Raw genomic sequence first — 12,058 nt, 5'->3', positions numbered from 1 at the left:
ACGGGGCCGGGCGCCACGAGGTCGTGTCGCACGGACGAGCTGATCGCGAATTCGGGCTCCGCGGGGAGACGCGGTATGCGGGCGAGAACACTGCGACGGGCATCGTGATGATTCCCGACGGCACGGCAGCCCCGGGGCAGGCGGAGGCCCGACCCTCGGTGGGCCTGATCGCCCGGACGATCTTCCGGGTCGTCGCCTCGGTCGCCGCGCTGCTGACGCTGTACTACGTGTTGCCCCTGGACAACTGCTCGTTCCCGGCGGCGCTGACCATGCTCCTGGTCGGGCTGGTGGGATTCACCGCCCTGGTCGCCGTTCAGGTCCACTGGATCGTCGAGTCACCGTTCCCCAGGCTGCGTGCCGTGGAGGCGCTGGCCACGAGCGTGCCGTTCTTCCTGCTGCTCTTCGCGTCGACCTACGTCGTCCTGGCCGGGCTGTACGCCGACAGCTTCGGCGAGCCGCTGACCCACACCGACGGCCTGTACTTCACGGTCACCGTGTTCAGCACCGTCGGATTCGGCGACATCACCGCCCACAGCCAAGCGGCCCGTGTGCTGGTGACCGTCCAGATGGTCGCCGACCTGGTGGTGCTCGGCCTCGCCGTCAAGGTCATCGCCGGGGCGGTCGAGCGCGGTCGGACAGGCCGGAGCCGCTGACGCCGCAGGCTCCTCCGCGGCCCCGGCGATCGCACCGCACGCGGACTGTCACCCGGGACGGGCGAGATGCACCGGCCCGAGAGCGGCCCACCGTGTAGGTGATGGGTGGGTTGCGGGCGTGACCGGTAGGACCCCGGCGTCAGGAAGCTGGTCAAGCATGAGTGGGTGGTGTCCCGAACTCCGGTCACCTGGGGGTCACCGACGCCCTCGCTCAGGCCCAGCTTCGCCGAGGTCCACGTCGTGACCGCGGCGCCGGAGCCGGCCGTCGCTCCACCGGTCGTCCAGAAGCGGGAGTTCTGGGTCCTGATCGGGCACGCGGTGGTCCTCGGGGTGTTCGGCGCGTTCGCCGCCCTGATATTCGTCGGAGTGATCACGTTCGGGGGCACGTGGTACGACGATGCCCGGCCGGGATGGTTCGGCGGGCACTGGTGGTGGGTGGCGGTCGCCGCTGCGGCGGGCGTCGCGGTCGGCCTGGTGCGTCGCCTGACCCGGCTGCCCTGGCGGACCCCCGGCCTGTTCGAGGACCTGCAGACCGAGCACGTCGACCCGAGGCTGGTGCCGGGGATCGCGGCCGTCTCCGCGGTGTCGCTGATCGGCGGAGCCAGTCTCGGCCCGGAGAAGGCTCTGGGGTCGATGGGTGGCGGGGCGGGCAGCTGGCTCGCCCGGCGACGAGGGCTCACGACATCGGACGGCCAGGTGAACACCCTGGCCGGCTTCGCAGGCGCCTACGGCGGACTGTTCTCCAGCACCGTGATCGTGGTGATGCTGATCATGGAGATCGCCCGTCCGGGCGGGCAGCGGTTCACGAAGGCCCTCGCCGCTCAGATCGTGGCGTCCAGCGTCTCGTTCGGCGTCTACTTCGCCATCGCCGGCGCGGTGTTCCTGGGCGACTACAGGGTGCCCCGGTACGGGTTCGAGGACTGGCACCTGGTCGCCGCGATCCCCCTCGGCCTGTTCGCGGCCGTGCTCGTGACACTGCTGGTCGGCTTCATCCAGGGGGCGTCGCGGCTGTTCGGCCTGCTGAAGGTCCCGGCCGTCGCCAAGTCCGTGCTGGGCGGGGTGATCTTCGGGGTCGTCGGCGTGGCCCTGCCGCTGACCATGTTCAGCGGCGCCGACCAGCTCAAGACGATGCTCGGTGGCGCGGGGACCCTCGGGCTGGGCGTCCTCGTCGCCACGCTCGTCGCGAAGATGCTCACCTTCGCCGTCAGCCAAGGCAGTGGCTTCGTGGGCGGCCCCATCTTCCCGTCGCTGTTCATCGGTGGAGCGGCCGGGATCCTCGTCCACGAGGTGATACCCGCCGTGCCCCTGGGGCTGGCGTTCAGCTGTCTGCTGGCCGCTGTTCCGGGGGCGCTGGTGGCCGCTCCGTTCGCCATGGTCCTGATGGCCGCGTTCCTGACCCAGGTGGGAGCCCTCCAGACCGCACCCGTGCTCATCGCCGTCGTCACCGCCTTCCTCACCATGGAGAGCGTCAAGTTCCTCCTGGTCAGCCGCAAGCGTGCCCGCGCCGCCACAGCGAGACCAGCGGAGCCGCCGAAGCCGGCCACGGGCGCGGTACAGGGGGAATGACCTCACCGCCGGCAAGAACCTCGGGGGACGGCATGGACGACGAGGCGACGCGCGCGACGATCGAGGCCGTCAGGCGACTCGATGCCGCATTCGATCGCGGCGACATCGACGCCTTCATGGCGGCCATGACCGACGACTGCGTCTGGGAGTCCTTCGCACCGGCCCCTGACGGCCGACGCCACGAGGGGCAGGCGGCGGTGCGGCTGGCGATGGCGGCCTTCCTCGGCTCCTCCCCGGTCTTCGACGGTGAGGAGATGTTCGCCTGTGGTGATCGTGCGACGGTGCGCTGGACCTGCCGCTTCGACGGCGGGCATGTCCGAGGGGTCGACGTCGTGCGCGTCCGCGACGGGAAGGTCGCCGAGATCCTCTCCTACGTGAAGGGGTGACCGTCCCCTGACGGCGCCGTCCGCGTCACTGATCTCCGTTGCTGGACCATCTAGCCGGTGCCCCGCTCGCGGCGCATCCGACCCAGCACCTCGTCGAGGTAGCGCCGCACGTGCTCGTCGGCGCCCTCGCCCGTGGGTTCGACGAAGTCGCGGATGACCAGCAGGAGCGTCACCCTCGCGCGCGCCTGGTCGAGGTCGACGTCCGACGCCTCGGCCGGCACCTCGAGCATGCGGGTCAGTTCCGCCACCGCCGCCAGCGCATCGTCGCGACGGGCCGCTCCCGTGCCCGCGCGCGGGGCGCCCGCAGCGGGCCCGCTGACAAGGAGCTGTTCGATGAGCCCGTACAGGTCGACGGCTCCTAGATCCACGTGTCGGTCCTCGCCCATGAGGATCCCCTCACTCCGAGATGTAGCTCTCCCGGCCGGGCTACCCGGCCCTGACGGGTGTCCACCCGCGCGGAGACCGAGAAGCTCGCCGCGGTGCGACCCGGGCTCAGGGACCGAGCAGCACGACCCCGGCCAGCGAGACGCCGGCCACCACGAGCGTCGAGAGCGTCGCCACCACGACGGCGGCGCCGCCGCGACGGAAGAGTGCGGGGATCTGCACGCCCGCACCCATGCCGAACAGCGCCGCGCCGAGTGCGGCGACCTGCACCTGGGCGAGGACGTCGAGCGCGGTCGTGGGCACGACCCCGGTGCTGCGCACGGCGACGCAGGCGACGAACCCGAGCACGAACAGCGGGACGATCGGCGGGCGCGTGCCCGTCGACCTCCGGGCGGGATCGGTCATCCGGCGCCGGACGCTCACCGCGGCGACGACGGGGGCCAGGAGCAGCACCCGCGTCAGCTTGACGACGACGGCGACGGCCACGACGGCGGCGCCCCCTGCCCCGGCCGCCGCGACGACCTGGCCGACCTCCTGGATGCTCGCGCCGGCCCAGACGCCGAACTGCTGGTCGCTGAGGCCGAGCGGGTGCCGCAGCAGCGGCAGCAGCACCATCGCCAGCGTGCCGAAGAGCGTGACCATCGCGATCCCGACGGCGACGTCCTCGTCGTCGCCGCCGGCGGTGTCCTCCATGGCCGCGATGGCCGAGGCACCGCAGATCGCGAAGCCGGTGCCCAGCAGCAGGCTGCGGGCCCGGCCGAGGCGGGCCCGGTTGCCCAGCCAGGTGGTGACCACCAGCGTGGTCACGAGGGTGACGGCGACGAGAGCGATGGTGCCCGGCCCCAGCGCGGCGATCGCGCCGAAGGAGACGCTGAAACCGAGCAGCACGATCCCGATCCGCAGCAGCCGCCGGGTGAGGCCGCTCAGCGCCTGGCGCGCCGCCGCCGGGAGGACGCCCGTGTTCCCGGCGACCATTCCCAGCGCGACCGCCCAGGTGAGGACACCGACCGCCGGCACCAGGCTGTGCGCGAGCATCGCCCCACCCAGACCGAGGGCCGCGACGAGCAGCCCCACCCAGAGCGTCGGCCGGCTCTCCCCGGCCGGTGCCGCCGCATCCGCAGCGTGCGGTCCGGCGGGGACGAGGGCGGTCGGCCGGGTCACGCGGCCACCCGCTCACGGTTGACCCGGGCGAGGCTGGCCGGGTAGCACCTGCGCCCGATGACCAGCGCGATCAGCGCGCCGACCCCGACCATCGGAACGACCTTCATCGCGCCGAGCAGACCGAGCTCGTCGGCCAGGATGCCGGTGATCAGCGGCCCGGCGGCGAGGCCGAGCAGGTTGTTGGCCAGCGTGAGCGTGCCGAGCGCCGTCGCCCGGATCGACTCGCAGGTCAGGTTGGAGACCATCGCGCCGGCCGGGCCCGAGGTGCCGGCGGCGAAGAAGACGCCGACCGCCAGCAGCAGGAGCTGCGCGCCACCCGGCGCGACGGCGAACCCGACCCCGAGGAAGACCAGGGACACGAGGCTGTACACGATCGCCGTCGTCCACTTGCGGAGGGCCAGGCGCCGGCTCAGCCGGTCGGTGACCATGCCGCAGACGATCATGCCGGCACCCATGAGCAGGATGGCGATCGCCGCGACGCCGGCCGCCTCGTCGGCGGGCAGCTGGTAGGCGCGGTTGAGGTAGCTGGGCAGCCACGCGAACAGCGAGCCGGCGATGAACAGCTGCAGACCGCTGCCGATGTAGGCGGCGACGACCGACGGCGTGCCGAACAGCGTGCGCAGGCGCGCCTTCTCGCCGACCCCCGCGACCGGCTCGCCCTCGGCCCCGTCGGTGACCTTGTGCCGGTCGAGCGTGGCGTTGCTGACGAACACCCGGAAGAGGGCGACCAGGACCAGCCCGATGATCGCCATGACGCCGAACGACCAGCGCCAGCCGAAGGTGACGGCGATGGCGCCGCCCAGGGCGGTTCCGATCACGGCGCCGAACGAGCCACCGGCCATGAACGCGCCGGTCAGGGAGGCGCGGCGGTAGAAGGGGAACACGGCGAGGACGACGGCCAGCCCGACGCTGCCGTAGGCGGCCTCCCCCACCCCGATGAGCAGGCGGGACAGCATCAGCTGGCCGTAGCCGGCCGCCAGGGCCGAGCCGGCCGTGGCCAGGCTCCAGATCGTGCCCATGAGGACGATCGAGCGGACCCGGCCCCACCGGTCGCCGAGCAGCGACAGCGGGACGGCGAGAACGCCCACCGTCAGCGCGACGACGCTGGTGAGCGCCCCGAGCTGGGTGTCGGTCAGCGACCACTGCATCTTGAGCATCGGGAAGACCGCGGACAGGACCTGCCGGGACATGTAGTCCGACAGCAGGAGCCCGAACGTGAGGGCGAAGACGATCCACGGGAAGGCCCGGCGGGCCCAGGGACGGGGGGCCGGGTCGACGGCGATGCCGTCGTTCCTGCCCTCGGTGACCAGCGCTGCCATGACGCTCCCGTCGATCAGGCGTGGTGGGTGAAGCCGACCTGACCGGGCTTGCGGTTCGGCGGGTAGCCGAGCTTGGCCAGCGCCTCGTCGGCGCTGCCCCAGTACTCGTCGAGCCGGTAGATCTCGCGGGCCTCCTTGCCCGTGGCGACGCCGCGGCCCAGCTCCTCGGCGATCCGGACCAGCTGCGCGACGGCGGCCGCGGAGGTGCACTTCTCACCGAGCCGGCCCCAGAGGGTGTCCTCGTTGCCGCAGCGGGCGTGCAGGCCCATCGCGATCGCCATGGTGTTGATCGGCAGGACGTTGCGCATGATGCTCTCCACCGTCAGCGACGCCCCGTCCGGCACCCGGCGGACGAAGTCCATCATCGTGTACGGGTTCGGGCCGTCGAAGCCGCCGCCGATCGCCACCCAGGTGATGTTCAGCGGACCGGTGTAGACCCCGCGGCGGACCAGCCGCTCGACCGTCTCCAGCTGCGCGGAGTGCGCGAGCTGGAAGTGCGGCTGGATGCCTTTCGCGGTCAGCCGCCGGAGGTGCTCCTCGACCCATGACGGACTGGCTGGCACCTCCATGTTCCGGTAGGCCTCCCACAGCTCCGGGCGCTCGAACGAGGTGCCGGCGATGTCGGAGGCGGTCATCATCTCGACGATGTTCATCTGCGAGGTGTTGATCGCGATGGTCACCTGGTCGGGCTTCGGGTCCAGCTCGGCGAGCATGTGCCGGGTGTCGTCCGACAGCCAGTTGGCCTCGGCGCCCTCGCCCTCGGGCGCGAAGGAGATCGAGCCGCCGACCTGCAGGATCATCTCCGGCACGGCCTCGCGCAGCCGGCGCAGCAGCTCGTTGAACTGCGACAGCCGCTTGGAGCCCTTGCCGTCCAGCTCGCGGACGTGGACGTGCAGCACGGTGGCGCCGGCGTTCCAGCAGTCCACCGCCTGCTGGACGTGCTGGTCCATCGTCAGCGGGATGTCCTCCGGGAAGTCCGCGGGTTCCCACTCCGGCCCGTAAGGGGCCGCGGTGATGACCAGCTTCTCCTGGTTCTCCGGGAGGAGGGAGTCGTCGAGGAAGTACATGCCGTTTCTCCTGTCGGAAGGATGTCGGGAAGGCGAGGGGAAAGGGATCAGAAGGTCTCGGTGCCGACGATCCCGGCGCGCTCCATCTTGCGGACGCCGGGCCAGTAGTCCTGCACCGCGTAGTGCTGCGTCGATCGGTTGTCCCAGATCGCGACGCTGTTCTCGGTCCACCGCCAGCGCACCTGGAACTCGGGCACGAAGGCCTGCCTGATCAGGTAGTTCAGCAGTTCACTGCCGCCCGGCGAGTAGTCGTATCCAAAACGGACGTTCTCGGGCGTGTGGTAGTTCGTGAAATGCGTCGTGAACGCATTGACGAAGAGGATCTGCTCGCCGGTCTCGGGGTGGGTCCGCACCACCGGGTGCTCGGCGTCGGGGAAGCGCTCGTGCAGCGCGTGCCGCTGCTCCGGGGGCATCGCCGCACCGAAGCTGGCCTCGATGCTGTGCCGCGCCCGCAGGCCGCCGATCCGGTCCTGCACGTGCTCGGGCAGCCGCCGGTAGGCCTCCGCCATGTTCACCCAGATCGTGTCCCCACCGACCGAGGGGCTCTCGACGCAGCGGAGCACCGAGCCCATGGGCGGCGCCGCCCGCCACGTCGCGTCGCAGTGGAACGCGTTCTCGTAGTGCTCGGGCGGGCTGTCCAGGTCCTTGTAGATGCGGACGAGGCCGGGGTGCTGCGGATCGCTGCCGGCGACCGGGTGGTCCTCGAGCGCGCCGAACCGCTCGGCGAGTGCCACGTGCTCGGCGCGGGTCATGTCCTGGTCACGGAAGAAGAGGACCTTGTAGCGGAGCAGCAGCTCCCGGAGCTCGGCGAAGAGCACGGCGTCGCGCGACGCCCGGGCCAGGCTGACCCGGCGCAGCTCGGCCCCGATGCTCGCGGTGAGCGGGACGACCTCGATCGGTTCGGAACCCACCCGGAACGACGGGAAGTCCTGACGCGGCTCCGTCGTCCCCTCGAGGACCTCGTACATGCGTTTCTCCTGTTCGATGCGGTGGTGGCGGGATGACCGGGAGCCGTGGGCACTCAGGCGGTGCCGGACTCCAGGCAGAAGACCGAGGAGCCGACGCCGCGGCCCGACTCCAGGTCGCGGTGGGCGCGCGCGGCGTCCTCGAGGGCGTAGCGCTGGTTGATCCCGACGGTGATGCGCCCGGACCCGACGTGGTCGAACAGCTCACCGGCGAGCGCCGCGCGCTCCCGCTCGTCCGCGATGTAGTCGGCCAGCGCCGGCCGGGTGACGAACAGCGAGCCCTTGACCGCGAGCTGCATGGCGTCGATCGGCGGGACGGGCCCCGACGACGTGCCGAAGCAGACGAGCAGGCCGCGCCGCGCGAGACAGTCCAGCGACGACGGGACCGTGGTCCTGCCGATGCTGTCGTAGACGACGGGGACGCCCGCGCCGTCGGTGAGCTCGCGGACCCGCTCCGCGACGTCCTCGCGGGTGTGGACGATGGTGTGCGTGCAGCCGTGCGCCTTCGCGATCTCGGCCTTCTCGTCGGTGGAGACGGTGCCGATGACGTTCAGCCCGAGCAGGCCGGCCCACTGGGTGAAGAGCAGGCCCACGCCGCCGGCGGCGGCGTGCAGCAGAACGGTGTCGCCCGGTGCGAGGTCCGCGATACGACGGAGCAGGTAGGCCGTGGTCAGGCCGCGCATGGTCATCGCTGCGGCGGTCTCGAACGGGATGGAGTCGGGCAGCGCGATCAGCGACTCGGTGCCCATCACGCGCTCGGTGCTGTAGGCACCCAACGGGCTGCCGGTGTAGGTGACGCGGTCACCCTCGGCGAAGCCGGTCACGCCGGGCCCGACGGCCTCGACGACGCCGGCGGCCTCGACGCCCATTCCGGCGGGCAGCGCGGCGGGGTACAGGCCCGTCCGGAAATACGTGTCGGCGAAGTTCAGACCGACCGCGGCGTGGCGGATCCGCACCTCGCCCGGGCCGGGGTCACCCACGTCGAGGGATTCCCATTGCAGAACCTCGGGTCCGCCGGGCTCGTAGAAGCGGATGCCTTTCGCCATGAACAGGTCCTCCATGTTTCCGGAACGAGTGCACGAACAGCGAAGGGAAAGCGCGCGGCAGGTGCGACAGAACGTCGTGGGGCGGCTTCCCGGAGGTTCTCCCGGTTCTCCCGAGCCCCTTGTGCGACGAGACAACAATGGCAGCGGCAGGGCGGCGGGGCTGTACGGATCCGGACACATGCCTTAGCTTGTTCGGACAACCCGGGGGGTCGACGATGCGTCCCTGCTGCCGCTCCGCCACGCTCGACGGCTACGTCGCGCTCGCGCGGTCCCACGGGCTCGACCCCGACCGGCTCATGACCGGTGTCGGGCTCGACATCGCCGACATCGCCGTCCCGGACAGGTGGATCCCGGCGGCCGAGGTCGCCCGGCTGCTGGAGCTGTCGGCCCGGCGCTCGGGGCACGAGGACTTCGGCCTGCTCCTGGCCGCCCACCGCCGGCTGGCGACGCTCGGGCCGCTCAGCGTCGTGCTCCGCCAGGAACCCGACCTGCGCAGCGCCCTGCGGCTGCTGACCGGTTACGAGCGCACCTACAACGAGGCCCTGCACCTGGCCCTCGACGAGGCGAGCGGCCTGGCGACGATCCGGCTCTGGCTCGAGTTCGCCGAGCCCGCGCCCACCCGTCAGTCGCTGGAGCTGGCCACCGCGGCGCTGCTCGGCATCATCAAGGAGCTCCTGGGCCGGGAGTGGGAGCCCCTGTCGGTGTGCTTCTCCCACAGGGAACCGGCGGTCCTGGACACGCACCGGCGCACGTTCGGGCCCCGGCTGCAGTTCGACCACCCGTTCACCGGGCTGGTCTTCTATGCCGACCAGCTCGACGCCGGGAACGCGATGTCGGATCCGCTGCTGCGGCCCTACACGCAGCAGCTGCTGCGGTCGATGCCCTCACCGCGGGGGGCGACGGTGACCCAACGGGTGCGCGAGCTCGTCGAGATGCTCCTGCCGCTGGGCCGCTGCTCGACGTCGCAGGTGGCACGCAGCCTCGGGGTGACCCCGCGGAGCCTGCACCGGCACCTGGCCGACGAGCACGAGAGCTTCTCCTCGATCGTGAACGCGACGCGCGCCGCCTGGGCAGAGCGCTACCTGGCCAACGACCGCTACTCGATGACCGACGTGTCCGGGCTGCTGGGGTTCGCCGCGCCCAGCACCTTCTCCCGGTGGTTCCGCGGCCACTTCGGCGTCAGCCCCTCACAGTGGCGCGACGCCGCCCGCCTCCCGTCCACGGACGACGGCGCGATCACCCTGCCGTGATCCGAACGGGGCGCAGGCGTTCCGGGTGGCCGAACGGGCACGTTGCCCGCCCGCGCCGGATGCGTCGACAGGACGCCTCATCCCCCGGCGCGATCGCCGCCTGGCCTCCCGGACCGCTCGGCGTGCAGTCGGGCCTCCGCACGCTGAGCCTCCGCCCGGGTGCTGCGCTCACGGCGCAGCCACTCCGGCTGCTCCTCCTTCAACGCCGCGATCTGGGCGGTGGTCAGCGGCTCGGTGATCTCGGCACGGGCCAACCCGGAGATCGACACTCCCAGTCGGTCCGCGACGACCTGGCGGGGGTGCGGGCCGTTGCGCCGCAGCTCGCGCAACCACTCGGGCGGATCGGCCTGCAGGGCGTCGAGCTCGTCGCGCGAGACGACCCCGTCCCGGAACTCGGCGGGCGTCGCGTCGAGGAGCACGCCGAGCTTCTTCGCCGCCGTCGCGGGCTTCATCGTCTGGGTCGCCCTCTGCCGCGTCATGCGCCCAGATTATCGGGGCCGTACCGGCCGATAGCCTGGGCCGGTGACCGAGCCGAACGACACCGCGTCCTTCCGGATCGGCTACGTCCCGGGCGTCACGCCGGGCAAGTGGGCGCGGATGTGGGCCGAGCGCCGTCCCCACGTCCCCCTGCAGCTGGTCATGGCGACCACGGACGAGGCGGTGGAGCTGGTCCGGGCCGGCGCGGTGGACGCCGGACTCGTCCGGCTGCCGATCGACCGGACCGGGCTGCACGCGATCCCGCTCTACACCGAGACCACCGTGGCCGTCGTGCCGAAGGAGCACCTGCTCACCGCGGCCGAGGAGATCACGGTCGCGGACCTGGCCGACGAGATCGTCCTCCGGCCACAGGACGACACCCTCGCCTGGCCCGAGGACCGGCCGGGACGAGCCGCGGCGTTCGAGCCCGCCACGACGGCCGAGGCCGTCGAGCTCGTCGCCGCGGGCGTCGGCCTGCTGGTCCTCCCCCAGTCGCTGGCCCGCCTCCACCACCGCCGGGACCTCACCTACCGACCGCTGGTCGACGCCCCGGGGTCGGGCGTCGTCCTCACCTGGCCGGACGCGGAGAACACCGACCTCATGGAGGAGTTCATCGGGATCGTCCGCGGGCGCACGGTCAACAGCTCGCGCACCGCTGCGCCGAAAGGGAACCCCGGGGACACCCGACCGTCGAAGAAGAATTCCGCCCGGCGCCCTCGGGCCCGGCGCGGCACGCACCGCCGCTGAATTCACCCTGGGTGGTCGGCCGGTCGGCGGACAAAGCCGAAGGCCCTGGTCTCAAGGCTCCTGTTCGGAGCCCTGACCAGGGCCTTCGGCTGGTGGGCGATACTGGGATCGAACCAGTGACCTCTTCGGTGTGAACCCGAACTTTCCGCAGGTCAGAGCCTTCTGAACTGCGGAAACGTGGTCGCGCACGTGGCCTGAAAGCAGCCGGCGTCGGCCGCTGTTGTTGTCAGAACTGCGTCAAAGCCCAGTTCACCCCGCCAGCGGCTCCGCCCGCCACCTCGGCGGTCACCTCCACGAGCAACAGTCCTTAGCTCTCCCGAGCGCCGGACACGGAGAGTGGTCGGGTGCCGGGCGTCCCGGCATCCGGCCACTCGCCGAGGCCCAGGTCCGGCTGCCTCACGGGAGGAGCGTGAACGCGTCGACGTGCCGCGGCCGAACGACGCGGAAGTGGCGGTGGTCGAGGGTGGCGACCTCGGCCGCCCCCAGGCGCTCTGCAAGCGCGACCACCGACGCGTCGCTTGTCCCGAGCGGGAGGTCGGCGTAGGTGTCGACGAGGTCCGCCATCCGCGCGTAGTCCTCGGTCGTGAGCTCGACCGTCCGGAAATCGCCCGCCGCGAGGGAGCGTAGGAACGCCGACTCGGCCCGCGGGCTGCCCTTGTGATGGAGCAGGTAGCCGACCTCGGCCACGATCGGCGCTGGCACCACCATCGGCTGCCTGCTCAGGTGCAGCGCCGCGAACAGATCCACCGACGCCCGATGATCGGGATCTCTGGACAGGCCCGCCGCCACCAACGGCCCCGTGTCACAGACGATCACCTACCGGCCGAACCCCTCAGCCAGGATCTCGTCATGATCAGCCCCGGCCCGGCTGCCGTCCCCCGGCTCGATCCCGAAGAACGCCGGCGGCCACGACGGCACACTCTCCAACCGGCGGCGCAAGTCCGAGAGCACAGCAGGGATATACTCGTCCGGCAACTGCTGCACCAGACGGGACAGCTCCTCGCGATCGCCCTCCGCACCCATGGCGTCGATGGTAG

The 12,058-nt window shown here is 71.7% G+C and carries 14 protein-coding genes; 5 read left to right on the top strand and 9 right to left on the bottom strand.

The annotated features are described in order from the left end of the window. Nucleotides 1-107: 107 nt before the first annotated feature. From PKE99_RS08985 to PKE99_RS08975, 3 genes are all read left to right on the top strand, one after another. Nucleotides 108-653, top strand: coding sequence for a potassium channel family protein (locus PKE99_RS08985; RefSeq protein ID WP_197040490.1), 546 nt, complete (start codon nt 108-110; stop codon nt 651-653). 240 nt (nt 654-893) lie between these two features. Further along, nucleotides 894-2,219, top strand: a complete 1,326-nt coding sequence (locus PKE99_RS08980; RefSeq protein ID WP_037041142.1) for a chloride channel protein — start codon at nt 894-896, stop codon at nt 2,217-2,219. A gap of 32 nt (nt 2,220-2,251) precedes the next feature. Then, nucleotides 2,252-2,605 carry a nuclear transport factor 2 family protein gene (locus PKE99_RS08975; protein WP_037041140.1) on the top strand — a complete coding sequence of 118 codons (354 nt, stop codon included), beginning with the start codon at nt 2,252-2,254 and terminating at the stop codon, nt 2,603-2,605. 50 nt (nt 2,606-2,655) lie between these two features. Here PKE99_RS08975 and PKE99_RS08970 read toward each other — a convergent pair whose 3' ends face one another. From PKE99_RS08970 to PKE99_RS08945, 6 genes are all read right to left on the bottom strand, one after another. Then, nucleotides 2,656-2,973: a hypothetical protein gene (locus PKE99_RS08970; RefSeq protein ID WP_156067177.1), complete on the bottom strand. Its 318-nt coding sequence runs from the start codon at nt 2,971-2,973 to the stop codon at nt 2,656-2,658. A gap of 124 nt (nt 2,974-3,097) precedes the next feature. Beyond that, complete coding sequence (locus tag PKE99_RS08965; RefSeq protein ID WP_037041135.1) at nt 3,098-4,150, bottom strand: YeiH family protein; 1,053 nt, start codon at nt 4,148-4,150, stop codon at nt 3,098-3,100. Next, nucleotides 4,147-5,469 carry an MFS transporter gene (locus PKE99_RS08960; RefSeq protein ID WP_081923790.1) on the bottom strand — a complete coding sequence of 441 codons (1,323 nt, stop codon included), beginning with the start codon at nt 5,467-5,469 and terminating at the stop codon, nt 4,147-4,149. The genes PKE99_RS08965 and PKE99_RS08960 overlap by 4 nt, the downstream gene beginning before the upstream one ends. A 14-nt stretch (nt 5,470-5,483) precedes the next feature. Next, nucleotides 5,484-6,536 carry a beta-keto acid cleavage family enzyme gene (locus PKE99_RS08955; RefSeq protein WP_037041132.1) on the bottom strand — a complete coding sequence of 351 codons (1,053 nt, stop codon included), beginning with the start codon at nt 6,534-6,536 and terminating at the stop codon, nt 5,484-5,486. Nucleotides 6,537-6,583: 47 nt separating this feature from the next. Continuing rightward, nucleotides 6,584-7,504: a TauD/TfdA dioxygenase family protein gene (locus tag PKE99_RS08950; protein ID WP_081923789.1), complete on the bottom strand. Its 921-nt coding sequence runs from the start codon at nt 7,502-7,504 to the stop codon at nt 6,584-6,586. Between the two features lie 53 nt (nt 7,505-7,557). Next, nucleotides 7,558-8,547: a quinone oxidoreductase family protein gene (locus PKE99_RS08945; RefSeq protein ID WP_037041700.1), complete on the bottom strand. Its 990-nt coding sequence runs from the start codon at nt 8,545-8,547 to the stop codon at nt 7,558-7,560. Nucleotides 8,548-8,762: 215 nt separating this feature from the next. Between PKE99_RS08945 and PKE99_RS08940 the strand changes: the two genes are divergently transcribed. After that, complete coding sequence (locus PKE99_RS08940) at nt 8,763-9,797, top strand: AraC family transcriptional regulator (RefSeq protein ID WP_037041130.1); 1,035 nt, start codon at nt 8,763-8,765, stop codon at nt 9,795-9,797. Nucleotides 9,798-9,874: 77 nt separating this feature from the next. Here the strand turns inward: PKE99_RS08940 and PKE99_RS08935 are convergent, their stop codons facing one another. Further along, nucleotides 9,875-10,276, bottom strand: a complete 402-nt coding sequence (locus tag PKE99_RS08935; protein ID WP_037041127.1) for a DUF5997 family protein — start codon at nt 10,274-10,276, stop codon at nt 9,875-9,877. Between the two features lie 43 nt (nt 10,277-10,319). Here PKE99_RS08935 and PKE99_RS08930 point away from each other — a divergent pair, with 43 nt between their 5' ends. Beyond that, nucleotides 10,320-11,021, top strand: coding sequence for a LysR family substrate-binding domain-containing protein (locus PKE99_RS08930; RefSeq protein ID WP_037041125.1), 702 nt, complete (start codon nt 10,320-10,322; stop codon nt 11,019-11,021). 396 nt (nt 11,022-11,417) lie between these two features. On the opposite strand, the gene PKE99_RS08925 is transcribed toward PKE99_RS08930, so the two are convergent. Continuing rightward, entirely contained in the window at nt 11,418-11,837 is a 420-nt protein-coding gene (locus tag PKE99_RS08925; protein WP_037041123.1) for a type II toxin-antitoxin system VapC family toxin, read from the bottom strand. Then, a complete protein-coding gene (locus PKE99_RS08920) occupies nt 11,838-12,044 on the bottom strand; it encodes a hypothetical protein (protein WP_037041699.1) in 207 nt (68 codons plus the stop codon). Nucleotides 12,045-12,058 lie beyond the last annotated feature (14 nt).

This window comes from Pseudonocardia halophobica (assembly GCF_027922425.1).
In the GTDB taxonomy this organism is placed as follows: Bacteria; Actinomycetota; Actinomycetes; order Mycobacteriales; family Pseudonocardiaceae; genus Pseudonocardia; species Pseudonocardia halophobica.
Note: the sequence above shows the minus strand (reverse complement) of the source record. Positions and strands in the feature narration are given on the sequence as shown.

Bases quoted from the DNA above. Each gene is read 5' to 3' on its own strand.
- PKE99_RS08975 (WP_037041140.1), top strand. From the start codon at position 2,252: ATGGACGACGAGGCGACGCGCGCGACGATCGAGGCCGTCAGGCGACTC.
- PKE99_RS08935 (WP_037041127.1), bottom strand. From the start codon at position 10,276: ATGACGCGGCAGAGGGCGACCCAGACGATGAAGCCCGCGACGGCGGCG.
- PKE99_RS08960 (WP_081923790.1), bottom strand. From the start codon at position 5,469: ATGGCAGCGCTGGTCACCGAGGGCAGGAACGACGGCATCGCCGTCGAC.
- PKE99_RS08940 (WP_037041130.1), top strand. From the start codon at position 8,763: ATGCGTCCCTGCTGCCGCTCCGCCACGCTCGACGGCTACGTCGCGCTC.
- PKE99_RS08950 (WP_081923789.1), bottom strand. From the start codon at position 7,504: ATGTACGAGGTCCTCGAGGGGACGACGGAGCCGCGTCAGGACTTCCCG.
- PKE99_RS08985 (WP_197040490.1), top strand. From the start codon at position 108: ATGATTCCCGACGGCACGGCAGCCCCGGGGCAGGCGGAGGCCCGACCC.
- PKE99_RS08945 (WP_037041700.1), bottom strand. From the start codon at position 8,547: ATGGCGAAAGGCATCCGCTTCTACGAGCCCGGCGGACCCGAGGTTCTG.
- PKE99_RS08920 (WP_037041699.1), bottom strand. From the start codon at position 12,044: ATGGGTGCGGAGGGCGATCGCGAGGAGCTGTCCCGTCTGGTGCAGCAG.
- PKE99_RS08955 (WP_037041132.1), bottom strand. From the start codon at position 6,536: ATGTACTTCCTCGACGACTCCCTCCTCCCGGAGAACCAGGAGAAGCTG.